The following is a 23,871-nucleotide window of genomic DNA, read 5'->3' on the forward strand; positions in this document are numbered from 1 at the left end:
TGATCTTTGACCGTCCGGCGGGGTTTGGCTTCGCCGGACGGGATTGCCTCCTGAACTACGACAATTGATTGAATACCCTCGGGGTGTTTGGAGAAACCGGGCGAAATGCCGGGATGGCCCGCAACTTTTCGCCGCTCAGACAGACAAGGAGCCACCCATGTCCATGGTTATTCGTGGCGGAACCATCGTTACCGCCGACCTGACGTACAAATCCGATATCCTGATCGAAGACGGCAAGATTGCCGCCATCGGGGACAACCTGACCGGGGACAAGGTGATTGAAGCCGACGGCTGCTATGTGATGCCCGGCGGGATTGATCCGCATACCCATATGGAAATGCCCTTCATGGGCACTTATTCCGAAGACGATTTCGAAAGCGGCACCAAGGCCGCGGTTGCCGGTGGCACGACCATGGTGGTCGATTTCTGCCTGCCGGCCCCGAACCAGTCGCTGCTCGAAGCGCTGCAGGCTTGGGACAACAAGTCCTCCAAGGCGGTATGTGACTATTCCTTCCACATGGCGATCACTTGGTGGAGCGAGCAGGTCTTTGACGAAATGAAGACCGTCGTGCAGGAAAAGGGCATCAACACCTTCAAGCACTTCATGGCCTACAAGGGTGCGCTGATGGTCGATGATGACGAGATGTTCGCATCCTTCTCGCGCTGTTCGGAACTGGGCGCAATGCCGCTGGTTCATGCCGAAAACGGCGACGTGGTCGCAACCCTTCAGGCGAAATTGCTGGCCGAAGGCAATAATGGCCCCGAGGCACACGCCTATTCACGGCCCGTGGATGTCGAAGGCGAGGCCTGCAACCGTGCGATCATGATTGCCGATATGGCCAATGTGCCGCTTTATATCGTGCATGTATCGTGCGAACCGGCCCACGAAGCCATCCGCCGTGCCCGTCAGAACGGCAAGCGTGTGTTTGGCGAACCGCTGATCCAGCACCTTATTCTGGATGACAGCGAATACAAGAATGCTGATTGGGATCACGCGGCACGTCGCGTCATGTCCCCGCCGTTCCGCAGCAAGGAACATCAGGATGGTCTGTGGAATGGCCTGGCATCGGGCAGCCTGCAGGTTGTCGCGACCGACCACTGCGCATTCACCACCGAACAGAAACGCATGGGCGTTGGTGACTTCACCAAGATCCCGAACGGCACGGGCGGCCTTGAAGACCGCATGCCGCTTCTGTGGACCTATGGTGTCGGTACCGGTCGTCTGACCCCGAACGAGTTCGTGGCGGCCACCTCGACCAACATTGCCAAGATCCTCAATATCTATCCGCGCAAGGGTGCTGTTCTGGTGGGGGCTGATGCCGACCTCGTGGTCTGGGATCCGAAGGCATCCAAAACCATCACCGCAGATCACCAGCAGTCCTCGATTGACTACAACGTGTTCGAGGGCATCGAAGTGACCGGTCTGCCGCGCTACACCATCAGCCGCGGTCGCATTGCCGCCGAAGAAGGTGTGGTTCTCGCCAAATGTGGTGACGGTGAATTCATCGCCCGCGAACCGTATCCGGCGGTTAACAAGGCGCTTTCCAAATGGAAAGAAATCACATCCCCGCGCAAGGTCGAGCGCAAAGGTATTCCGGCAGGCGTCTAAGCCGACCGGAAACAACGCATCAAAAAACGGGGCAGCCAATGGCTGCCCCGTTTCTGTTTTGGGTCATCATCGATCACGGGGTGGGGGAAAATGAAAGACGCGGCCCGTAAACAGTTGGATCATTCCTTGGCGCGGTATTCATCTGGCAGAATGAAAACCTCGTCGGCGCGGCCATATCCGCCATCAAGGACTTCTTCGATCAGAACCATCGTGTGAGGACGGGCAGCTTCCGAGAAGTATTCAACCAGCATGTCGGTGGTTTTATGGATAATCTCTTCTTTCTGGGCGGTGCTCAGCGCACCTTGCGGGGTTTTGATATTGACGAATGGCATGTGATATCTCCGTTTAGGGCTATGTCATGATGGGCTGTGTGGTTGATGAACGGGCGTTTTGGGGCCGCTTAGACAACACCGCCGTTTGCGCGAATGGTTTGTCCGCTGATCCAGCCGCCTTGCTCCGAGGCAAGGAAACTGACGACATTTGTGATGTCATCTGGTTGGCCCAGACGTTTGAACGGGTTCATGGCAGTGATGTTTTCAATCAGTTCATCGCTTTTACCCTTGAGGAAAAAGTCGGTGGCAACGGGGCCGGGGGCGACGGCATTGACCGTAATTCCCCTTGGTCCGAGTTCCTTTGCCAGAACGTGGGTCAGGGCTTCGACGGCCGCCTTGGTTGCGGCATAGACCCCGTATGTCGGTTGATAAAGTCCGACCACGCTTGATGAAAAGCTGATGATGCGGCCACCGTCACGCAACTGATTGGCAGCTGACCGCATACCGCGAAAAACGCCGCCAAGATTAACCGCAACCTGCTTTTCGAAGGCATCATCATCTGTGTCGGCAATCGATGCACACGACATGATCCCTGCATTGTTGACCAGAACATCAACACCGCCGAATGCGGCCTTTGCGGCATCAAACAAATGCGCAATCCCGTCAGGCGCACCGATATCGGCGGCAATCGCGACGGCGCTGCCGCCAGATGCCTTGATATCGGAAACAAGCGTTTCGGCGGCGTCAGCGCTGCTGTTGTAATTCACGACAACAGCAAAACCGTCAGCGGCCAGTTTGCGGGCAAGGTTGGCACCAATGCCCCGTGATGCGCCGGTGATGATTGCTGTTTTCTGTGTCTTGTCAGACATGACAAACTCCTTTTGCTGTTTTTTGGTGCCGGCTCTGGGCTGTGATTGATGTTGGCAAAGGTAGTCGGAAGGTATATTCAGAACAATCGCCTGAATTTTGACATCACTATTCGTATGGAGCGAACAAAGTGGATCGTCTTGATCGCATGTCCCTGTTTGTCAGGATCGTTGAACGCGGCAGTTTTTCGGATGCGGCGGCGGATCTTGGAATGGCGCGCTCTACAGCAACAGAGGCCATCAAGGTTCTGGAACGTGACCTTGATGTGCGCTTGCTTGAACGGACAACCCGCCATGTCACGCCGACGCTTGATGGTCGGGAATATTATCAACGCTGCTTGTCTATTCTGGGTGATGTCGAAGACGCCGAGGGATTGTTTCGCAACCCGTCACCGGCGGGGCTGCTGCGCATTGATGCGCACGGTTATCTGACGCGAACGTTTATCTTGCCGCACCTGCCAGAATTCCTTGAACGGTATCCTGACTTGAACATTCATTTCGGCCAGACGGACCGGTTTGTTGATCTGGTGCGCGAAGGCGTTGATTGCGTTATCCGGGCGGGCGAGCTTAATGACAGCAGCATGATCGCGCGACATTTGGGTGATCTTGACGAAGTCACCATTGCCAGTGCCGATTACATCGAAAAATTTGGCACGCCCATGACCCCCAATGATCTGGACGGGCATCAAATGGTTGCTTTTGTATCCTCAAGAACCGGGGAGGCCATGCCGCTGGAATTTCAGATCGACGGCAAAGTAAGCTATGTTAACTTGCCCAGTCGGGTGACGGCGAACAATTCGAACACGGTGGCGGCACTGGCCCGGTTGGGCTTCGGGATCATGCAGGCCCCGAGATACCATTTCGCTGACGAACTCGCGCGCGGCAACATGGTGGAGCTTCTGAGCGACTATCCGCCGTTGCCAATTCCACTTGCCGCTGTCTATCCGCAAAACCGCCAGGTTACCCGGCGTTTGCGCGTTTTCCTTGATTGGGTGGCCGAGATATTTGCATCCGCTGATTTGCAGGGGCGCTGACAAACGACGGCACCCTGAGATGTCAGACGCTTAGCTCGGACTAAACAATTTCAGCATCACGATCCCCGAAAGAATAAGCGCGATGGCGACCAACCGCCCCGGATTGGCTGGTTCGCCGACCATGATGATACCAAAGATCACGGCACCTGCGGCACCAATGCCGGTCCAGATAGCGTATGCCGTGCCAATCGGGATGGATCGCATTGCGATTGACAGCAGCCAGAAACTGGCGGCGATTGCGGCAATGGTAAGCGCACTTGGGATGGGCTTGGTGAAGCCTTCGGTATATTTCAGGCCAATCGCCCAGCAAATTTCAAGAAATCCGGCAATAACCAACGCTGTCCAGGCCATGGGGGCCTCCTGTCTTGCGGGGCCGTCCCCAGTGATCGGATCAGGAATACCGGTCGTCCGGTATCACGGTGGAAAGTCGAAGTACCTGTAATCACTCTAAATCACGGGATGCATTGCGACAATGTAAAAATGACGCAGTGCAGCATGGGTGTTTGCATCCAAAAAGGGCACTTGGGCCAAGACGATAGATGCATGGCTCGATGCTCTGGACTATGATCAAGCCATATGATGACGCGCCGCACTTCAAAGGTTTGATGTTCACGTGACGAACCCCGATCAACACCACGCCCCAAAGGTTCCGACCGTCGGTCTTGTTCTGGCCGGGGGCGAGGCACGCCGCATGGGCGGGAACAAGGCCTTTCGCGAGGTCGGCGGTAAAAGCCTGATCGGCCGGGTGATTGAGGTCGCCCAGTCGCAGTGCGATCAGGTGATGATTTCATCCAATGCCGGGGCAGAAGCATTTGCCGATTACGGCTTGCCGGTGGTTGGGGATGAGCCCGAACCGGGGCAGGGGCCATTGGGCGGTATTTTGGGTGGTTTGAATGCACTGCCCGATGGCATCGACTGGCTGGTGACCTTCCCGGTCGATTGCCCGATTGTACCGCTTGATATGGTGGCGCGTTTGCTAGGTGCGGCCCAAGCAGACGATGCCAAAGCGGCCTTTGCCAGCCATCTCGACCGCGATCATTACCTTTCAAGCATCTGGCACCGTGATGCCGCGGCGGTAATTGCCGATTTGTTGGCAAACGATAACCGCCGCGTGCGCGGACCTTTGCAGGCGCTGGGGGCGCCTCGGGTGATTTTTGAAGAGCGCGTGGCCGGGGTGGAGCCGTTTACCAACGTCAATACACCCGATGATCTCAAGCTGGTCAATGCGGCCCTTGCGAGCACACTAACCGAACAGGGTTAGTCAACCGCGCAGCCGCGCCAGGGCTGCCATGGCTGATAGTTTTTGAAGAACTCGGCCAGGAAATGATCGACGCGTTCGCGGTTGATGGCGCGGTCCTCGGGTGACAGGTCCTCGTCAAATTTGCCACAGTTCTCCTCGACCGCATCCCCGATGGATTTCCAGTCGATATCTTCGTTGTGGCCGGGCATGCCGGTCGCAATCGCGCACCATCCAACGGCCTCGGCCTTGTCATCTACCGCGCGGGCCTCTTCAGCAAGATAGGCGGCTGCGCGCATTTCACCGTGCTGGGCGGCGCGCCTAAGATAGGTCAGACGGTCCACATCGCTTTCGGAAAACCGGTTGGCAAGCAGGGTGGCCGCACGCGGATCACCAATTTCCCAGGCTTGTTTCAGATGTGCTTTTGCTGTGGCCCCTTCGCCTCGATCGAGCGCGTCAAGCGCCAGCCACAGCATGGCCTGCGTGTTGTTTTTCTGAGCCGCACTGGTATAGAGATCGCGAATATCGGCCTTTTCACCGCCCAAGGCTTCCAGACGGCGTGCCATGACAACGCTGGCATCGGGATTGTTGTTTTCAGATGCCTGTTCCATCAGGGCCCAGCCAGTATTCTCATTGGCGGGGACGCCAACCCCATTGATGGTCTGACAGGACAGAAGATACTGCGCGGTGGCGTTGCCGTTTTCGGCCAGAGGCGCAAAAGTAGCGGCTGATTTTCCAAATTCGCCATCACGATACGCATTGATCCCGTCATCAAGTGCGGATGATGCCGATGCAGGGACCGCACCCAAGGCAATCATCGTGGCAAGCGTCAAAGCGCCAACGGTTGTGGCGTTGAAACAGGATGATTTTGCTGAACGGGCAATGAAGTTTTTCATGGTGTCTTGTCTAACATTTCTGTGCAAATCGGGCGAAAAAAAATGCCAGGACAGATCAGGCGATCCATCCTGGCAAGTTGCCTTTATCGCAGGGAGGTAACTTCGGTTGTTTGATTGTGTGATTTCGTCTGGGGCTGCTCGGCGCGGATGGTTGTCAGGAAATCACGCACCCGGTTGCCCAGATCATCGGACTGATCACGCAGGCGACCTGTCGCGTCGAGCAGGCCATCAACCGCATCAAGGTTGTCATCTGCTGCGGTGCTGACCTGTGCGATGGTGCCATTCATCTCGCTGGCAGCCGTTGCGGATTGTTCGACGTTGCTGGCGATTTCTGCGACGAATTCCTGTTGTTCGCTTACCGCATCGGACATCTCGCCAACGGTTTCATGAATGCCGGTGATGCTGTCGCGAATTTCGGCAATGGCCTTGACGGCGACGCCGGTGGTTGACTGGATTTCATTGATCCGTTCGGCAATGCGATCAGTCGCCGTTCCAGTCTGGTTGGCAAGGTTTTTGACTTCCTGTGCGACAACGGCAAATCCCTTGCCCGCTTCGCCAGCCCTTGCTGCTTCAATGGTGGCATTGAGTGCAAGCAGGTTGGTTTGGGCTGCGATATCTTGAATCAGGTTCAGGATTTCACCAATTTCCTGCGCACCGGTTTCAAGTTCGTGCATGGTGGCATTGGTACGCTGGGCTGCCTCCACCGCATTGGTTGCCGCACCGACGGACTTTTGTGCCCGGTTGCCGGTATCGCTTACCCGATCCGACAGGGAGCGTGCCGCATCTGAGACCGAGGCCATATTGATCGAGATTTCCTCGGACGCGCCGGCAACACCCGTCGCATTGGTCGAGGCCACCTGTGCGCGGTCGCGGACCTGGTTGGATGTGGTCTGGATGTTTTCGGCCTCGTGCGCCACACCTTGTGCGACCTGCATGATCGAGGTCTCAAATGCGTCAGCCAGATCAAGCATCGCGCGGCGCCGTTCGCTTTCGGCATGTTCGCGTTCACGCGCGACCTTTTCTTCGGCTTGTTGCGCAGCAAGGCTGGTTTCGCGGAACTGACCAAGTATTTCTGCCATACGGCCAATTTCGTCGCGCCCGGTATCATTGACCTCGGTCGCAAGATCGCCGTTGGCAACTTTGCGCATCCCGTCAATGACGCGAAGCAGGCGTTTGATCAGGTTACCGCGCACATAAAACAGCATGATCAGGAGCGATATCACCAGAACAGCAATCCCGATGATCGCAATGACCTGCTGATCCCATTCGACCTTTGAAAGTGCTTCGGTGGCGTTGGCGTCAACCTCGATGCGTTTGGTGTCGACCATCAAGGCGATGGCGTTTGACAGTGCTTCTGCGGTTGCCAATGTGGCATCAAGGGTTTGTTCGGTCTCATACTGGTTGTCCCATTCTGCCTCGCGCAAATCAAAGACACTGTTGCTGCCTTTGCCAAAGGCCAGAAGGGCGGTGGCCAGTTCGCGGATACGCGTACCGTCATCATTTTCAGGCAGTTCTTCAAGCGCATCGGTAATGCGCAGCTCTGCCCAGCTCCATTGATTGCGGACTTCATCCATGGCCTCGCCCTCAGGCACGGCGATGGCGGCGGTCAGCATGCCAAAGGCAAGGTTCACATTCGCGCGGATTTCCGAAATCAGCTGTGAAAAACCGATGGTTTCTTCAAGCTTTGCTGCTGCATCGGTATTGCCATTGGCAACGCGTGAAATACCGCGATCCACATCAATATCAACGACCTCAACCAGCGGGCTCAGGAATTCCGACAGATCGGTATAGGCAAAGACCATATCAAGGGTCAGATCACCGCGCTGCTTTTCAATCTCAAGACGGCGGGTGGTCAGTTCATAAAGGCGTTCACGCCCGGTGACGATGTTATCCAGATGCTCTGTCAGAATGGAAATCGCATCGACAAGTTCCGGCTCCGGCGCGGTCGTTTCCGCATCACCGCCAGTTGCTTCTGCGCCATCGGTGTTTTCCGCGCCATCAGCAACTTCGGGCGCGTTTGACCCCGTACCTTCGCCAGCGTTCCGGCTGGCCAGGTCAATCATGATGGAATCCGGATTGGCTTCGGTGATTTCCTCAAGCCTGGCCCGGGCAGTGGCAATAAGTTGATCAAGGCGGGCATCGGTTGCTGCCAGTTCTTCGGTATCTCGCGACGCGGCAAGCACCGGGGCTTGTGCGGCAAGGCCAACACCGTTCGTCGCCAGTTCCATCTGACGGATGATCGAGGGCAGGCTGTTGGTTGTAATGTCGGCGACAAGGTCGCGATTACTGCCAAAAGACACCCATGACACGGCCGACGAAATGCCGGCCAGAACCAGAATCAAGGCAAAAGAAGCCATAAGCCGGCCTTGAATGCCAAGGCCCGCGCGACGTTTTTTGAAGGCGGTATTCACTGTTTCCTCCCTGTCTGGCCCTTTGTTTTTTTACTTTGGGCAGACAATTCCCTTGTTTGGGAAATGTGCATCCGTTTTTCGGATTTCTTGGGTTTCTATGACTTAATGGAATACGCGTCGGCAGTATGAATTGTCTTGGAAAATCAGGTGGGACGGCCGGGGATGATAAACATCCCCGGCACCCCCAGTGGGCCCTTACTTGACGCGGCCCTCACGCCATGCCGCGATCAGATCGTCATATTTGACGGTCTCACCTTGCGGCTTCTCGTTGGCGAGTTTCGCCTTCGGTGCGCCCGGCTGGTCGAACCAGTACTGGGCATCACGCTCTTCGTTCAGCTTCGGTGCACATTCGCCACCGATGCCGGCACGTTCCAGACGCTGCATGACACGGTCCATGGAGCTGGCAAGGTTGTCCATGGCTTCCTGCGGGGTCCGTTCGCCGGTAACAGCTTCGGCAACGTTCTGCCACCACAGCTGAGCCAGTTTCGGGTAATCCGGAACGTTGGTACCGGTCGGGGTCCATGCAACACGTGCCGGGGAACGATAGAATTCAACCAGACCACCAAGTTTCGGTGCGGCATCCAGCATTTCCTGGGTGTCGAGGTCCGACTGACGGATCGGTGTCAGACCGGTGAGGGTCTTTTTCAGCGATACGGTTTTCGAGGTCACGAACTGGGCATAGAGCCAAGCTGCCTTACGACGCTCAAGCGGGGTCGACTTCATCAGGGTCCAGGAACCGGTATCCTGATAACCAAGCTTCATGCCTTCTTCCCAGTACGGGCCGTGCGGCGACGGCGCCATACGCCATTTCGGCGTGCCATCTGCGTTCACAACCGGAAGACCGTCTTTGGCCATGTCGGCGGTGAATGCAGTGTACCAGAAGATCTGCTGGGCAATCTGACCCTGTGCCGGTACCGGACCAGCTTCACCAAAGGTCATGCCAGCTGCTTCAGGCGGCGCATAGGCTTTGAGCCAATCGATGTATTTGGTCAGGGCATAAACAGCCGCCGGGCCGTTTGCCGCGCCACCGCGGGTTACGCTTGAACCAGCCGGTGCACAACCTTCAACACGGATACCCCATTCGTCGACCGGAAGGCCGTTCGGGATGCCCTTGTCGCCGGCACCTGCCATCGACAGCCACGCATCGGTAAAGCGCCAGCCGAGCGACGGGTCTTTTTTACCGTAATCCATGTGGCCATAGACCTGCTTGCCGTCGATTTCCTTCACGTCGTTGGTGAAGAATTCAGCAATGTCTTCGTAGGCAGACCAGTTGACCGGAACGCCAAGATCATAGCCGTACTTGTCTTTGAACTGCGCCTGCAGGTCTTCGCGCTGGAACCAGTCATAACGGAACCAGTAAAGGTTCGCGAACTGCTGGTCAGGAAGCTGATAAAGCTTGCCATCCGGACCGGTGGTGAAGGACAGACCGATGAAGTCATCAAGGTCAAGAGTCGGGGAGGTGACGTCTGCGCCTTCACCTGACATGAAGTCAGACAGCGGCACAACGGCGTCGTAACGCGAATGCGTACCGATCAGATCCGAGTCATTGATGTAGGCGTCATAGATGTTGCGGTTCGACTGCATTTGGGTCTGCAGTTTTTCGATCACATCGCCTTCGCCGATCAGGTCATGGGTCAGGTTGATCCCGGTGATTTCCGAGAAGGCCTTTGCCAGAACCTTGGACTCATACTCGTGCGTGGTGATGGTTTCCGATACCACGTTGATGTCCATGCCGCGGAACGGTTCGGCTGCTTTGATGAACCACTCAAGCTCGGCCATCTGGGCATCTTTGTTCAGGCTCGACGGCTGAAACTCGCTGTCGATCCATTTCTTCGCTGCGTCAGTATATTGGTCAGCCATTGCCGGGTTTGCCAGCACAGCCAGACCAAGGGCGACTGCAACTGCGCTGCCTTTGACAACGCTTTTGGCGCCTTTGGCTTTAACGATCATATCGTTTTCTCCCTGGTCGTCTTCCTTTATCCCATCCGGAAAACCGGTCATCAGCGGTGGGGGAAGACGGCAACCCACCGTGATGAATACGAAGGAAACGATACCGCTGTAGGATGCGGTACCGTTTCGGTTCTTACCCCCAGCGCATCACAATGATGAGCCAGGCAAGGGCGATGATGGAGCCAATCCAAAGGGCGGCATCGGTAAATGCCATCCAGCCCAGATGGATATAGGCCGCACCAAGCAAGCTGATGAACAGACGGTCACCGCGTGTCGTGGTCAGCGGCAAGAAGCCGCGCCGCGGAACGGTTGGTGAAACCGCCTGCCAAATTCCCATCCCGATCAACATCAGGATGATGCAGCTAAAGAACGCTGCGGTAATCGGGGTCCAGGCCATCCATGCCATTTTGATATTCCTCCTGTTTTCCGATTACACGCGACCCATGGCGAAACCTTTGGCGATGTAGTTGCGAACGAACCAAATCACCAAGGCACCCGGGACAATTGTCAAAACACCCGCGGCCGCCAGCACGCCCCAATCAAGTCCCGATGCCGAAACGGTACGGGTCATGGTGGCGGCAATCGGTTTGGCCTCGACCGAGGTAAGCGTCCGGGCCAGAAGCAGTTCCACCCAGCTGAACATGAAGCAGAAGAAGGCGGTCACACCGATGCCTGAACGGATCAGCGGGATGAAGATCGTGGCAAAGAAGCGCGGGAACGAATAACCATCCACATAGGCGGTTTCATCGATTTCCTTTGGAATGCCCGACATGAAACCTTCAAGGATCCAGACCGCCAGCGGCACGTTAAACAGGCAGTGGGCCAGTGCCACAGCAATGTGGGTGTCAAACAGACCGACGCTTGAATACAGCTGGAAGAACGGCAACAGGAAGACCGCCGGCGGTGCCATGCGGTTGGTCAGCAGCCAGAAGAACAGATGCTTGTCACCGGTGAAGTTGAACCGCGAAAAGGCATAAGCAGCGGGCAGGGCGACAACCAGTGAAATCACCACATTGATGCCAACATAGATCATCGAGTTGATATAGCCCGTGTACCATGCCGGATCCGTCAGGATTGTTGCATAGTTGGCCAATGTCGGATTGTCCGGGAACAGGGTCATTGCGCCCAGGATTTCCGTATTGGTCTTGATCGACATGTTAAACAGCCAATAGATCGGCAGCAACAGGAACAGAATATAAAGAAGAAGTCCGATATGTCGTTTTTGGAACTGCATTTTATTGTTCCCCCTGCTTTCCGGCGTTCATCACGACGGTATAGAAAACCCAGCAAACCAGCAGAATGATCAGGAAGTAGACCAGCGAGAATGCCGCAGCCGGACCAAGGTCAAACTGACCAACTGCCATCCGTGTGAGGAACTGGCTAAGGAAGGTCGTTGCGTTACCCGGACCGCCACCGGTCAGGACGAACGGTTCGGTGTAGATCATGAAGCTGTCCATGAAGCGCAGCAGCACACCAATCACGAGAACCGACTGCATCTTCGGCAGCTGAATGAAGCGGAACACGGCCCAGCGCGATGCACCGTCGATCTTTGCTGCCTGATAATAGGCATCCGGGATCGACCGCAGACCCGCATAGCACAGCAGAACAATCAGGCTGGTCCAGTGCCAGACATCCATGACAAGCACGGTCAGCCAGGCATCCATCGAATTCTGGGCGTAGTTGTAGTCAATGCCCATCAGGTTGATCAGATATCCACCCAGACCAATGTCAGCACGGCCAAAGATCTGCCAGATGGTGCCGACCACGTTCCATGGAATAAGAAGTGGCAGGGCCAGAAGTACCATTGATGCCGATACGCCCCAGCCTTTGCGCGGAAGGGTAAGCGCCACAGCAATACCCAGTGGAACTTCGATCAGCAGCACGCTCATTGTGTAGACGATCTGACGGATCAGGGCATCATGCAGGCGACGGTCACTCAGGACCTGTTCAAACCATTCGGTGCCGACAAAGAAGCGCGTCTGCGGATCAAAAATGTCCTGCACGGAATAGTTCACAACCGTCATCAGCGGAATGATCGCACTGATGGCCACGATGAAGAACACTGGCAGGACGAGGAACCAGGCTTTGTTGTTGGTAATCTTGTTCATTTTCCCATCCCCCCTTACGCGACCAGCTGACTGTCGGCGTAAAGCTTGGTCCATTCCGGTGCGAAACGCAGAACCCCGGACTGGCCGATGACCTGTTCGTCTTCGCCAAGCTTGACCTTGATTTCAGATGACCCGAAGCGGGTGGTTGCAATCTTGAACTGACCAAGGTCTTCAACCTTGGTGATGTTGACCTCGACACCGTCACTGCCCTTGGCAGCATCGCCGGTTTCAAGGGTCAGGAACTCGGGACGAATGCCCAGTTCGATCTTGCCGCTTTGTTTGGAAATGGCGTCCAGGTGACGGTCTGAAAGACCGATGCGCTGTCCGTCAACCCAAGCAGCCCCATCATTGATCTTGCAATCCATGATGTTCATGCCCGGGCTTCCGATGAAATACCCGACGAATGTGTGGGCCGGATTTTCAAACAGTTCCTGCGGGGTCCCCAACTGCACGACCTTGCCGCCATACATGACGACAACCTTGTCGGCAAAGGTCAGGGCCTCGACCTGATCATGGGTAACGTAAACCATGGTCGGGCGCAGCTTGTTGTGAATTTCCTTCAATTTGCGACGCAGAACCCATTTCAGATGCGGGTCAATCACGGTCAGCGGTTCGTCAAACAGAATGGCCGAAACATCGTCGCGCACCAGACCACGCCCAAGCGAGATCGTCTGTTTTTCATCCGCACCAAGGCCGCGCGCCTTTTGTTTGAGCTTGCCGGTCAGATCAAGCATTCCGGCAATTTCACGAACACGGGCATCAACACGCTTTTCATCGATACCGCGATTGCGCAGCGGGAAGGCCAGGTTGTCATAGACCGTCATGGTGTCATAGATCACCGGGAACTGGAAAACCTGCGCGATGTTGCGTTCTTCGGGGGCCAGTTGGGTGACATCCTTGCCATCAAACAGGACCTGACCGTGTGACGGGGTCAACAGGCCGGAAATGATGTTGAGCAATGTGGTCTTGCCACAACCCGACGGGCCGAGAAGGGCATACGCCCCGCCATCTTCCCAAACATGTTCCATCCGACGCAGCGCATAATCCTCGTCCGTTTTCGGGTCGGGGAAGTAGGAATGCGCAAGGCTTTTAAGATCAATACGTGCCATTTTACTTACTCTTCCCTCACGCCGCTTTGCCGTTGGTGACTTCGACCGGTGGGGCGGCCACGAGTGCGCCGTTCGCATCAAAGGCAAACAGGCGTGTCGGATCGACATAGAACTGGGTGGCTTCGCCAAGGCGCGGGTTGTGAACACCCTCTTCCTGGATCACCCAGGACACGTCATTGAAATGAACGTGAACAAATGTTTCCGAACCGGTGATTTCGGCCAGTTCGACCTGTCCCTGCATGGTGATCGTGTCATCACCGGTCGGATCAACCGACAGATGATTGGCGCGAATGCCAAGCGTGTAACGGCCATTACCAAGATTTGCCAGATGCCCCGCAAGCGGGACCTGATGGCCGCTTTTCATAAAGATCGCGCCATCGCGTACTTCGGCTTCGACCAGGTTGATCGGCGGATCGGAAAAGATCAGGCCGGTCTCGACCGAGGCCGGGTTGTGATAAACCTGTGTCGTCGGACCGAACTGGGTCATCCGGCCTTCATGCATGACCGCACATTTCCCGCCAAGCAACAGGGCTTCCATCGGCTCGGTCGTGGCATAGACAACGATGGTATCGCGTTTCGCCAGAAGGTTCGGGATCTCTTCGCGCAGTTCTTCTCGCAGCTTGTAGTCAAGGTTGACCAGCGGTTCGTCCAGCAAAAGCAGCTTGCAATCCTTGACCATGGCGCGCGCCATGGCGGTACGCTGCTGCTGGCCACCGGAAAGTTCCTGTGGCAGGCGATCCAGCAGATGTTCGATATGCATCAGCTCGGCCGTTTCGCGCACACGCTTTTCAATTTCGGCCTTGTCGACACCCTGAAGCTTCAGCGGTGATGCGATATTGTCGAACACGTTCATCGACGGATAGTTGATGAACTGCTGATAGACCATGGCGACATTGCGTTTCTGCACGGCCATGCCGGTCACATCGGTATCATCAACAAGAATGCGGCCCTTGGTCGGCGGCTCAAGCCCCGCCATGATCCGCATCAGGGTGGTTTTCCCGGCCAGGGTCCGCCCCAAAAGGACGTTGAATGATCCCGGTTCCAAGGTCATCGACACATCGTCGATGTGGGTTTCCCCACCCACGGTCTTGGTTATGTTTTCAAGCGTAAGGGTCATTTTCCACTGTTTCCTTCGCCCGCTTTCACGGTGTTTTTTGATGTCGGTTCGGTTTTGAACCATTGGACAATGGCATTACGCGTCTCATCCGAAAGGTGCAGCCCCAATTTGGAGCGGCGCCACAAAATATCATCGGCCGTTTTGGCCCATTCGTGATCCACCAGATGGCGCAATTCGCACTCATATACGTCGTCACCAAAGTGCTTTCCAAGCCCTTTCAGATCGCTGGCTTCCCCAATGATCTTGCTGGTGAGTGTGCCGTAGTTTTGCACGTAGCGGTAGATTTGTGCGTCTGGAATCCAGGGAAACTTCTTGTGCATCGCGGTAAGATACCGCTCGAAATCTGCATCCGGAATGTCACCGCCCGGAAGTGGCTTGTTCGCCGTCCATCTTGTGTCATCGCGACCAAGCAGCGGGCAAAGCTTGCTCATTGCGGATTCAGCCAGCTTGCGATACGTGGTGATCTTGCCGCCATAGATGTTTAGAAGCGGCGCACCATTATCTGCCGTTTCGCCCCGGTCAATTTCCAGAACATAATCACGGGTCACCTGGGATGCATCTTCGCTGCCATCGCCATAAAGCGGGCGAACGCCGGAATAGGCCCAGACAACATCGTCGGTGGTGATTTTCTTTTCGAAATAGGTATTGGCCAGTTCGCAGAGATATTTGGTTTCATCTGCGCTGATCGCGACCTTGGCCGGATCACCCTTGTAATCACGGTCGGTGGTGCCGATCAGGGTAAAGTCCTGCTCATAGGGAATTGCAAAAACAATCCGTCCGTCCGGGTTCTGGAAGATATAGCAGTATTCATGGTCAAACAGTTTGGGCACCACGATATGGCTGCCCTGAACCATGCGAATACCCTGTTTTTTCTTAGCTTCGACCCGGTTTTGCAAAAGGTCGGCACACCAGGGGCCAGCCGCATTGACCAGTGATTTGGCCTTGATGGTTTTTTCTGATCCGTCATCGATGTTGCGAAGTGTGACAACCCACAAGTCGCCTTCGCGCTTGGCCGAGACACATTCGGTTCGTGTTTCGATATCGGCGCCGCGATCACGCGCATCCATGGCATTGAGAACCACAAGGCGGGCGTCCTGAACCCAGCAATCAGAATAAACGAACGCCTTTTCCATACCCTTGACCAAGGGCGCCCCGGCCGGGTGGTTGCGGAGTTTGATGCCTTTGGATCCGGGGAGTTTTTCACGGCCGCCGAGATGGTCATACAGAAACAGGCCCAACCGGATCATCCATGCCGGGCGCAAACCCTTGACGTGGGGCAGGACAAAACGCAGCGGCCAGATGATGTGCGGGGCTGCGCGCAGCAGAACTTCACGTTCAATCAATGCCTCACGCACAAGGCGGAATTCATAATGCTCAAGATAGCGCAGGCCACCATGGATCAGTTTCGTGCTGGCAGACGAGGTCGCGCTGGCGAGGTCATCTTTCTCACACAGATAGACGCTCAGCCCACGGCCCGACGCGTCACGCGCAATGCCCGTGCCATTGATCCCACCACCAATGATGGCGATGTCATATGTGTTTGGAGTGAGCAACCGATTCCTCCCCAATTGCTCTTATTTGTGACAGCTGTTCTCAACTGCCGTTCTGTTCTTTCACAAACGTTACGAACGCCCCAAAATAATTGCAAGCGAAAATTATGGTGATTTGAAATTTTCGATTACGAACTCAATTTGATGAATTGTAACGTATTGTTATTGTTCCAAATTTCTTGGCGTTCCAAGTTCTCTGGCACGGGAAAGCCGTATTGTTTCGTTTCCAATCAGGGGGCAGGAAAGCTCAGAATCGGTTGAAAATGAAAAAATAGGGGATGTGGGGCGTTTTTTAAGCGTGCAGCATTCCGGTGTGATCTATGCGCGCCGGGAATAGATCAACAGACGGCAATGTGCCGCAGGTTCTTTTAAAACAGGGCCTGAAACACCCGTTGGCTGCAATCTTATGGCAAACGGGACGTTTACCCCGGTTTGCGATTGCTATTGGGGGAATATCTCGCAAAAATGTGGCATCCACCACGGAGCAGACTAGATAAGGACCAGTGTTCGATCATGTCGCTCCCAATAATGCTTTCCGGAGGCACTCAAATGATTTCGCTTAAAGACCCCACGCTTTTCACCCAGCAGGCCTATGTCGGCGGCGAATGGGTCGATGCCCCAGACGGGAAAACCGAACAGGTAACCAACCCGGCAACCGGCGAAGTGCTTGGCACAGTTCCCGTGCTTGGCCGTGATGCGGTTGCCCATGCCATCGAAGTTGCCGAAAAGGCGCAAAAGGCCTGGAAAAAACGCACGGCCAAGGAGCGCTCGGTCATTCTGATGAAATGGTATGACCTGATGATGGAAAATCAGGACGACCTGGCCGCCTTGATGACGGCAGAGCAGGGCAAGCCCCTTGCCGAAGCCAAGGGCGAGATTGCCTATGGCTCATCGTTCCTGCAGTGGTTCGCCGAAGAAGCCAAACGCGTTTATGGCGATGTGATACCGACTTTTGCCGAGGGACGCCGTGTGATGGTTCTGAAAGAACCGATTGGTGTTTGTGCCGCCATCACACCATGGAACTTCCCGACCGCGATGATCACCCGTAAAGCTGCCCCGGCACTGGCCGTTGGTTGTGCGATGGTGGTCAAACCGGCGATGGAAACGCCCTATTCGGCGCTTGCCATGGCAATCCTCGCCGAACGCGCGGGCCTTCCCAAGGGGCTGCTGTCGATCGTCACCGGCGATGCCAAGGAAATTGGCGCCGAGATGACCGAAAATGCCAAGGTACGCAAGCTGACCTTTACCGGATCGACAGCGGTCGGCCGTCTGTTGATGCGTCAGTGTGCTGATACCGTCAAAAAGGTAAGCCTTGAGCTTGGCGGCAATGCGCCGTTCATCGTCTGTGAAGATGCCGATATTGATGCGGCGGTCGAAGGGGCAATCGCCTCGAAATACCGCAATGCCGGTCAAACCTGTGTTTGTGCCAACCGCCTGTTCGTCCATGATGCGGTCTATGAGGAGTTTGCCGAAAAATATGCCGCCAAGGTCGCCGAAATGCCAGTGGGTAACGGTGCGGACGACGGTGTTGTGATCGGCCCGCTGATCACCGAAAAGGCGGTCGAAAAGGTTGAAAACCAGATTGAGGATGCACTGTCAAAAGGTGGTCGCATCCTGACGGGCGGCAAGCGTCACGAAAAAGGTGGCTCGTTCTTCCAGCCGACCGTGATTGCCGATGCAACCCGCGAAATGACAGTCTTCCGCGAGGAAACCTTTGGTCCGATGGCCCCGCTGATCCGGTTCAAGACCGATGATGAAGTCCTCGAAATGGCCAATGATTCCGAGTTTGGTCTGGCGTCTTACTTCTATTCGCGGGATATCTCGCGCATCTGGAAGCTGGCCGAAGGGCTGGAAAGCGGGATTGTCGGGGTGAACACCGGCATCATTTCGACCGAGGTTGCGCCGTTTGGTGGCGTCAAGCAATCTGGTGTCGGCCGTGAAGGATCGAAATACGGTGTCGAGGATTATCTCGAAATCAAATATGTCTGCATGGCTGGCGTCGACGAGTAATCGTCACAACCAGGCAACAGAAATGCAAAAAGGGCGCTGCAAATCGCAGCGCCCTTTTACGTTCAGTATGGGTAGGTGCGCTATCAGACCTCAAACAGGCCTTTTTTGCGCGCGCCGGATGCGTTGGGCTCTTCATCAGTATTACCGGCAATTGACTGTGACGAGCCGCTTGGCAGTTCGGACTGCAGTTCGGTGAAGACATCAAACATGTTCGGATTGAACGCGATCCTGGCCTGCAGGCGATCACGGCGTTCATCGGCGGTTTCATCACCATCTGCGGATTTGCCAAGTTCGGCCTCGGCAAGGCTGTTGCCATTGAGTTGTTGCTGGATCGCATCTGCAATGACTTTTTCAACCGCCTGACGGTCGTCGGCATCCATTTCGGCAAGGCTTTCCTCATCCAGGCCCATGCTTTTGAGGATCTTGGCACGCAATTCTTCGATCTTGCGTTCCTCGATCTCCTTTACATAGGTCGTAAAGCCATGCTCACGGATATAGGCCAGCTCGGCATTTTCTTCCTTCTTCTCTTCGGGAAGCGGGTTGCTGTTCGATGCAATCGTCTGACCGAAACTTGCAGCACTTTTGGCATTAGGCGCTGTGTTGGTGGCATTGACCAACATGTCATACAAACCCATCAGAAACCTCCATGGGGAAAAAGATGCCGGTTGAACTTCATTCTGCGGTTTTCGATGCAAACCCTGTGCCGCGCTCAATCGGGATGCTTTTGCCCAGTGTCTTCCCAGTGTCTTCCCAGTGTTTGCCCCAAGATCGGTTTGAACATTTCGTTTTAAATCAGTGGCATGACGGCATTGCGCAGAAAAATTTTCGAAAACGAATTGTTTTTTGCCGCGATTTTTTTCTAAATAGAGCGATAAAACCAATGGCCTTGTCACACAGACGGGCCGCACCGCATCAATGCATGCAGGGTCGGATTGCAGGAAAACTGCCGGCTCGGGAGGAAAACAAACATGTCAGAAACGCGCTATATCCTTGCCATTGATCAGGGAACGACAAGCTCACGCGCCATTGTCTTTGACGAAAACGGCCGCTCCGTTTCCGTCGCCCAGCAGGAATTTCCGCAACATTTTCCCAACAGTGGCTGGGTCGAACATGATCCGGAAGACCTGTGGAACACCGTCGTTGCCGTCTGCAAGGAGGCCTTGGGGCGCGTTGATGTGACAAAGGTTGCAGCCATCGGCATCACCAACCAGCGCGAAACCACCGTTGTCTGGGATCGCAAAACCGGCAAGGCAATCTATAACGCCATTGTCTGGCAGGACCGACGCACCGCATCGCTGTGTCATGATCTTAAAAAAGGCGATCCCAAGCTTGAAGAAGCGGTCAACGCCAAGTCTGGCCTTTTGATTGATCCGTATTTCTCGGCAACCAAGGTTGCGTGGATTTTGGACCATGTAACCGGCGCCCGTGCACGTGCCGATCAGGGCGATCTGGCCTTTGGCACGGTCGACAGTTTCCTGTTGTGGCGTTTGACTGGTGGCAAGTCGCATGCAACGGATGCGACCAATGCGGCGCGTACCAACCTGTTTAACATTCGCGAAAACGCCTGGGATGACGAGCTTTGCAAAATCTTCCGCGTTCCGCGCAACATGCTGCCGGACGTCAAGGATTGTGCAGCCGATTTCGGCGTGACCGATGCCGATCTGTTCGGGGCTGAAATCCCGGTTCTTGGCATGGCGGGCGATCAACAGGCAGCGGCCTTTGGCCAGTGCTGTTTTGAGCCGGGCGATATCAAAAGCACCTATGGCACGGGTTGCTTTGTCATCCTCAATACCGGGGATGAGGCGGTGACTTCCCAACACCGTCTTCTGACGACGGTCGGGTATCGCATCAATGGCAAGACAAGCTACGCCATCGAAGGGGCGATCTTTGTTGCCGGGGCGGCGGTTCAATGGCTTCGTGACGGGCTTGGCATCATCAAGTCAGCCGCTGAGACCGAAGGACTGGCAAAGTCGCTTGATGACAATCACGGTGTTTACCTTGTCCCGGCCTTTACCGGGCTTGGCGCGCCTTACTGGGACCCGGATGCACGCGGGGCGATCTTTGGTTTGACCCGTGATACCGGGCCGCGCGAATTTGTCCGGGCTGCGCTTGAAAGCGTTTGCTATCAGACCTTTGATCTGTTTGAGGCGATGGCAGCTGATGGCGTTTCACCCAAGGCCGTGCGTGTTGATGGTGGCATGGTTGCCAATGACTGGATGTGTCAGACGCTTTCTGACGTTTTGGGCATTTCGGTCGAACGGCCGGAAGTGACCGAAACCACGGCATTGGGGGCGGCCTACCTTGCCGGATTGCAGGCCGGGATTTACCGCGATCTCGATCATATTGCCGAGAACTGGCACCTTGATGCCAGCTTCGAGCCCGATATCGAACCGCGTCGCCGTCAGGGCCTTTTGGCTGGCTGGAAAGATGCGGTTAAGCGTGTGCAGACAACCCCAAGTGATTGATACGCATGGCAGCCTTGCCGATGGATTTGCGGCGCGGGGCTGGTAAGTCTGCGAAATGATTTGTACTATCCGGGGACAGCGTCAATGATGCTGTCCTTTCTTTTTGCGTGATCGGCGCGGTTTTCCCGATCTGTTGCGCAGTGCTGTGCATCCTTGCCCATTGTCACCTTGGGGGAACCATGCTTGATCTGATCGTCGATAAAGTTGGACCTGTCTTTTTGACGATCCTGTGTGGTTTCTTGCTGACCTACATCAAGATCATCAAGCGCGAAGGCATTCCGTTTTTGGCCAAGATCGCCATGAACGCCTTTATTCCGGCGATGCTTTTTCAGACCCTGTCGCAATCCGACATCAGTGCGCATTTCGACCTGCGCTTGTGGGGCAGCTACTATTCTGGCGTGCTTTTGAACTTTGCGTTGGTCTTTACCGTCGCCCGCGTATGGCTTGCGGCCAAAACTGATGAAGCAGCCGTCACCGCCATGGGTGGCGTCTTTTCCAACGTTGTTCTTCTCGGTATTCCGCTTGTACAGGCGGTTTATGGCGAAGAAGGCCTTGTGCCGCTGTTGATCGTGCTTTCGATCCATCCGGTCACCCTGATGGGCTTGACGATCATGATTGTTGAAGGCAGTCGCGGCGGCGACAGCCACTGGTTCCCCAAAGTGTTGCGCAGCATCGCACGTGTGGCCAGAAATCCGATCATTGCCGCGATCGTTCTGGGCGTTCTGGCGTCCCTGTTTGAAATTCGCATGCCCGAAATGGTTGATGGCACGCTTGAACGCTTCCGCACGGCCGGCCCGACCATCGCACTCTTGCTGGTGGGGGCGGGGCTCTATGGGCAGTCTGTACGCGGTAACCTCAGTGCCAGCTTGCTCTGCACCTGTGCCAAGATGTTTGTCCAGCCGCTTCTGGTGTTCTCGGTAGGGCATTTCGTCTTCGATCTGCCGCCACTCTGGCTGATGATCGTTACACTGGTCGCGGCACTACCCAGCGGGGCCAATGTCGCGATTGTCGCGGGCAGCTACAATGTCTGCATCGACCGTTCATCCACCACGATCTTGCTGACCACAATCATCAGCATGCTGACCTTGCCGCTTCTGATCCTGTATGTCGGACCGCATTAATTGGGCGTCTGGCTCGTCGCAGTGTTGGCAGCGGTCAGGATGCGCGCCACCAAATCAATTTCGTCTTCGATGCGTGGCATCAGGGCAGTGCGTTCGCTGCTTGTGACTGCGCGCACAAACGTCTCAATCGCGGCCGACTGACCCTTGTCCTGCCCGAACCAGTTGCGCATGACTGTGCGGCCATTGATCCGAAGCTTTTTCCAGTCAAACAGGCTGGCAGTGAAATTCGGGGCATCAATCTCAAGCACTTCCTTGGGATCATGGCGGTTGCCTTGAAGGTAGCTAACCTCGCCAACAGATCCGTCGGCAAAACGCAATTGCCAGATGCTGTCGCCATTCGCGCGATCAAGCCAGTCACATTTGATGTCGACCAGTTTGCTGTCGGTCAGGCTGATGATCAAATCGATAAAATGGCTGATCTCGCCAATCGTGCGTCCGCCCTGATCCGAATGATGAAGCCAGTGATTTTCGGGAAGCGGGGCAATTCGTACCCGATAGCGAAATTGTTTCGCACCCGTCGGGAGTGCTTCACGCAGCTTTGCGGTCATTTGCGCATAACGTCGATTATGCCCAACCATGAAAATGCGTGGCGCTGAGCCGTTGGCCCGTTCACGCAGTTGGTTCAGACCGTCCTGATCAATTGCTACCGGCTTTTCCAGCCAGACATGCTTTCCCGCCATCATTGCCTTGGCGGCCAGTTTAGCGTGACTATCGTGGCGTGCGGTGATGATAACGCTGTTTACACCCGGGTCATCAAGCAGTTCATTGGCTCCCCCATGCATGCGTAGCCCATCAATCTTTTTTGACAATGCAACCGCCGCAAACCCGCTTTGCGAGCAGCAGGCTGTAATTTCGACCTTTGGATGCTTTCGCAACAAGGGCAACAAACTGCCGCCCAGATAGTTGCCCGCCCCGATCAGCCCGATCTGGACATGCTTACTTGACTGCACTGATTTCCGTTCCGACGGAGCAGGGGGCTTGGTCGGCGTGTTTTCAACTCGCCGGTATCTCACCAATGTTGCCAATTGCGAAGGCATCGGTCCCTTGATGAAATGATCTGCGACATCCTCAAAAGCAATTTCGGACGTGATAAGTGGTGCTGGATCCAGTCGTCCATCCGCCATCAGATCAAGCGCTGCCTTCATGTTGCGCTTGATCGTCCATCGCACATGGCCGATTGGATAATCCTCGCCGCGCTCCTCATAGTTGGGGTCATAGCGGCCCGGCCCATAGGACCGGACCTGCCGAATGGTGATTTCCTTTTCATAAAGCGATTTGCGCGTGCCATTCGGCGTCATGTCGCCGACGCATATGATTGTGCCCCGATCACGACACAGGCGGGTCGCATCGTCTATCAAATGATGATTGCCCTTGCCCGGTGCGCAGATATAGACGCTGTCAAAGCTACTTTCCGGTGCCTCATGTGATTTGGCAAAGCACTGCGCATGTGTGTTCCGTACCGCGAGGTTCAGACGGGTGGGATCCGGTTCGATCACCGCAACCAATGCACCGGCAGCACGGGCTGTTTCGGCAACAAGCTGCCCAATCAATCCCGCGCCGATAATCGCCACCTGGTTGCCAATTGATGTCTCTCCTTGACGAAGGGCGTGCAGCGCCAAGGCATAGAGCGTCGCAAAGACGGCATGCCGATCAGGCACCACATCCGGCACCGCACAGGCCAGATTTACCGATATCACGTTCCATTCCGCATGATTGGCCTGTCCCATGCCGGCAATGGCAACACGCTGACCAGCTTCGAGGTCTGAGACGTTCTCGCCTGTCACCTCCACCTGACCCAATGCGCAATAGCCCATCGGCATCGGACGCCCAAGGCGATTGTCAACACGACGAATAGTACGGCTTAGTCCTTCTGTTTTCAGATGCCGGATCGTAAGGGCAACAAGGTCCGGTCTCTGCCACGCCTTGTGGAACAGGTTGGCGCTGTTTTGCTTGGCTTGGGTAAATTCCGTTCCCGGGCTGATAACGGAGTAAGCAGTTCTGACAAGGACCGCATTCTTGCCCGGTTCGGGAATGGGGCAAGTGGCCAGGGCAAGTTTGCGCTCACCGGGAAAGCGCAGCAGGGCCTTCATCTCCGTCATCTTCGCCCTCGCTTATT

The 23,871-nt window shown here is 55.6% G+C and carries 20 protein-coding genes; 6 read left to right on the top strand and 14 right to left on the bottom strand.

Annotation, left to right across the window (positions count from 1 at the left end; genetic code table 11):
* Positions 1-157 precede the first annotated feature (157 nt).
* A complete protein-coding gene (gene hydA, locus HED22_RS15390) occupies positions 158-1,609 on the top strand; it encodes a dihydropyrimidinase (RefSeq protein ID WP_167723806.1) in 1,452 nt (483 codons plus the stop codon).
* A gap of 119 nt (positions 1,610-1,728) precedes the next feature.
* Here hydA and HED22_RS15395 read toward each other — a convergent pair whose 3' ends face one another.
* Positions 1,729-1,941: a 4-oxalocrotonate tautomerase family protein gene (locus HED22_RS15395; RefSeq protein WP_064788368.1), complete on the bottom strand. Its 213-nt coding sequence runs from the start codon at positions 1,939-1,941 to the stop codon at positions 1,729-1,731.
* A gap of 68 nt (positions 1,942-2,009) precedes the next feature.
* Entirely contained in the window at positions 2,010-2,750 is a 741-nt protein-coding gene (locus HED22_RS15400) for an SDR family oxidoreductase (protein WP_167723808.1), read from the bottom strand.
* Positions 2,751-2,878: 128 nt separating this feature from the next.
* Here HED22_RS15400 and HED22_RS15405 point away from each other — a divergent pair, with 128 nt between their 5' ends.
* Entirely contained in the window at positions 2,879-3,781 is a 903-nt protein-coding gene (locus tag HED22_RS15405) for a LysR family transcriptional regulator (RefSeq protein ID WP_167723810.1), read from the top strand.
* A gap of 30 nt (positions 3,782-3,811) precedes the next feature.
* Here the strand turns inward: HED22_RS15405 and sugE are convergent, their stop codons facing one another.
* Positions 3,812-4,132 carry a quaternary ammonium compound efflux SMR transporter SugE gene (gene sugE / locus HED22_RS15410; RefSeq protein ID WP_062955423.1) on the bottom strand — a complete coding sequence of 107 codons (321 nt, stop codon included), beginning with the start codon at positions 4,130-4,132 and terminating at the stop codon, positions 3,812-3,814.
* A 262-nt stretch (positions 4,133-4,394) separates the two neighbouring features.
* Between sugE and mobA the strand changes: the two genes are divergently transcribed.
* On the top strand, positions 4,395-5,042 hold the full coding sequence (gene mobA / locus HED22_RS15415; RefSeq protein ID WP_368484509.1) for a molybdenum cofactor guanylyltransferase MobA: 648 nt from the start codon (positions 4,395-4,397) through the stop codon (positions 5,040-5,042).
* Here mobA and HED22_RS15420 read toward each other — a convergent pair.
* From HED22_RS15420 to glpD, 9 genes are all read right to left on the bottom strand, one after another.
* Positions 5,039-5,914 (bottom strand): tetratricopeptide repeat protein, encoded by an 876-nt coding sequence (locus tag HED22_RS15420; protein ID WP_254870094.1) that lies wholly within the window; start codon positions 5,912-5,914, stop codon positions 5,039-5,041. The two genes, mobA and HED22_RS15420, sit on opposite strands and share 4 nt — an antisense overlap.
* An 83-nt stretch (positions 5,915-5,997) precedes the next feature.
* A complete protein-coding gene (locus tag HED22_RS19825; RefSeq protein ID WP_167723812.1) occupies positions 5,998-8,325 on the bottom strand; it encodes a HAMP domain-containing methyl-accepting chemotaxis protein in 2,328 nt (775 codons plus the stop codon).
* 195 nt (positions 8,326-8,520) lie between these two features.
* Entirely contained in the window at positions 8,521-10,275 is a 1,755-nt protein-coding gene (locus tag HED22_RS15430) for an ABC transporter substrate-binding protein (RefSeq protein WP_167723815.1), read from the bottom strand.
* Positions 10,276-10,408: 133 nt separating this feature from the next.
* A complete protein-coding gene (locus tag HED22_RS15435) occupies positions 10,409-10,681 on the bottom strand; it encodes a DUF2160 domain-containing protein (RefSeq protein ID WP_167723817.1) in 273 nt (90 codons plus the stop codon).
* Between the two features lie 24 nt (positions 10,682-10,705).
* Positions 10,706-11,509 carry a carbohydrate ABC transporter permease gene (locus tag HED22_RS15440; RefSeq protein WP_167723819.1) on the bottom strand — a complete coding sequence of 268 codons (804 nt, stop codon included), beginning with the start codon at positions 11,507-11,509 and terminating at the stop codon, positions 10,706-10,708.
* Between the two features lies 1 nt (position 11,510).
* On the bottom strand, positions 11,511-12,383 hold the full coding sequence (locus tag HED22_RS15445; protein WP_167723821.1) for a carbohydrate ABC transporter permease: 873 nt from the start codon (positions 12,381-12,383) through the stop codon (positions 11,511-11,513).
* 14 nt (positions 12,384-12,397) lie between these two features.
* Positions 12,398-13,492: an ABC transporter ATP-binding protein gene (locus tag HED22_RS15450; RefSeq protein ID WP_167723823.1), complete on the bottom strand. Its 1,095-nt coding sequence runs from the start codon at positions 13,490-13,492 to the stop codon at positions 12,398-12,400.
* A 16-nt stretch (positions 13,493-13,508) separates the two neighbouring features.
* Complete coding sequence (locus tag HED22_RS15455) at positions 13,509-14,609, bottom strand: ABC transporter ATP-binding protein (protein ID WP_167723825.1); 1,101 nt, start codon at positions 14,607-14,609, stop codon at positions 13,509-13,511.
* Entirely contained in the window at positions 14,606-16,162 is a 1,557-nt protein-coding gene (gene glpD, locus HED22_RS15460) for a glycerol-3-phosphate dehydrogenase (RefSeq protein ID WP_167723827.1), read from the bottom strand. The genes HED22_RS15455 and glpD overlap by 4 nt, the downstream gene beginning before the upstream one ends.
* A 546-nt stretch (positions 16,163-16,708) precedes the next feature.
* Between glpD and HED22_RS15465 the strand changes: the two genes are divergently transcribed.
* The gene (locus tag HED22_RS15465) at positions 16,709-18,169 is read left to right on the top strand and encodes an NAD-dependent succinate-semialdehyde dehydrogenase (RefSeq protein WP_167723829.1); all 1,461 of its coding nucleotides are present in this window, start codon (positions 16,709-16,711) and stop codon (positions 18,167-18,169) included.
* 83 nt (positions 18,170-18,252) lie between these two features.
* Here the strand turns inward: HED22_RS15465 and HED22_RS15470 are convergent, their stop codons facing one another.
* Positions 18,253-18,804, bottom strand: a complete 552-nt coding sequence (locus HED22_RS15470; RefSeq protein WP_167723831.1) for a hypothetical protein — start codon at positions 18,802-18,804, stop codon at positions 18,253-18,255.
* 333 nt (positions 18,805-19,137) lie between these two features.
* On the opposite strand from HED22_RS15470, the gene glpK reads away from it, so the two are divergent.
* The gene (gene glpK / locus HED22_RS15475) at positions 19,138-20,634 is read left to right on the top strand and encodes a glycerol kinase GlpK (protein WP_167723833.1); all 1,497 of its coding nucleotides are present in this window, start codon (positions 19,138-19,140) and stop codon (positions 20,632-20,634) included.
* A 179-nt stretch (positions 20,635-20,813) separates the two neighbouring features.
* Entirely contained in the window at positions 20,814-21,755 is a 942-nt protein-coding gene (locus HED22_RS15480) for an AEC family transporter (protein ID WP_167723835.1), read from the top strand.
* Here HED22_RS15480 and HED22_RS15485 read toward each other — a convergent pair.
* Complete coding sequence (locus HED22_RS15485) at positions 21,752-23,854, bottom strand: bi-domain-containing oxidoreductase (RefSeq protein ID WP_167723837.1); 2,103 nt, start codon at positions 23,852-23,854, stop codon at positions 21,752-21,754. The two genes, HED22_RS15480 and HED22_RS15485, sit on opposite strands and share 4 nt — an antisense overlap.
* Positions 23,855-23,871 lie beyond the last annotated feature (17 nt).

The organism is Thalassospira sp. HF15 (assembly GCF_011806525.1).
Taxonomy (GTDB): Bacteria; Pseudomonadota; Alphaproteobacteria; order Rhodospirillales; family Thalassospiraceae; genus Thalassospira.

Excerpts from the sequence above, each read along its gene's own strand:
- HED22_RS15400 (WP_167723808.1), bottom strand. The coding sequence starts at position 2,750 with ATGTCTGACAAGACACAGAAAACAGCAATCATCACCGGCGCATCACGG.
- glpK (WP_167723833.1), top strand. The coding sequence starts at position 19,138 with ATGTCAGAAACGCGCTATATCCTTGCCATTGATCAGGGAACGACAAGC.
- HED22_RS15440 (WP_167723819.1), bottom strand. The coding sequence starts at position 11,509 with ATGCAGTTCCAAAAACGACATATCGGACTTCTTCTTTATATTCTGTTC.
- HED22_RS15435 (WP_167723817.1), bottom strand. The coding sequence starts at position 10,681 with ATGGCATGGATGGCCTGGACCCCGATTACCGCAGCGTTCTTTAGCTGC.
- HED22_RS15465 (WP_167723829.1), top strand. The coding sequence starts at position 16,709 with ATGATTTCGCTTAAAGACCCCACGCTTTTCACCCAGCAGGCCTATGTC.
- HED22_RS15485 (WP_167723837.1), bottom strand. The coding sequence starts at position 23,854 with ATGACGGAGATGAAGGCCCTGCTGCGCTTTCCCGGTGAGCGCAAACTT.
- HED22_RS15480 (WP_167723835.1), top strand. The coding sequence starts at position 20,814 with ATGCTTGATCTGATCGTCGATAAAGTTGGACCTGTCTTTTTGACGATC.
- HED22_RS15430 (WP_167723815.1), bottom strand. The coding sequence starts at position 10,275 with ATGATCGTTAAAGCCAAAGGCGCCAAAAGCGTTGTCAAAGGCAGCGCA.
- HED22_RS15395 (WP_064788368.1), bottom strand. The coding sequence starts at position 1,941 with ATGCCATTCGTCAATATCAAAACCCCGCAAGGTGCGCTGAGCACCGCC.
- HED22_RS15450 (WP_167723823.1), bottom strand. The coding sequence starts at position 13,492 with ATGGCACGTATTGATCTTAAAAGCCTTGCGCATTCCTACTTCCCCGAC.
- HED22_RS15455 (WP_167723825.1), bottom strand. The coding sequence starts at position 14,609 with ATGACCCTTACGCTTGAAAACATAACCAAGACCGTGGGTGGGGAAACC.
- sugE (WP_062955423.1), bottom strand. The coding sequence starts at position 4,132 with ATGGCCTGGACAGCGTTGGTTATTGCCGGATTTCTTGAAATTTGCTGG.
- HED22_RS15420 (WP_254870094.1), bottom strand. The coding sequence starts at position 5,914 with ATGAAAAACTTCATTGCCCGTTCAGCAAAATCATCCTGTTTCAACGCC.
- HED22_RS15445 (WP_167723821.1), bottom strand. The coding sequence starts at position 12,383 with ATGAACAAGATTACCAACAACAAAGCCTGGTTCCTCGTCCTGCCAGTG.
- hydA (WP_167723806.1), top strand. The coding sequence starts at position 158 with ATGTCCATGGTTATTCGTGGCGGAACCATCGTTACCGCCGACCTGACG.
- HED22_RS15470 (WP_167723831.1), bottom strand. The coding sequence starts at position 18,804 with ATGGGTTTGTATGACATGTTGGTCAATGCCACCAACACAGCGCCTAAT.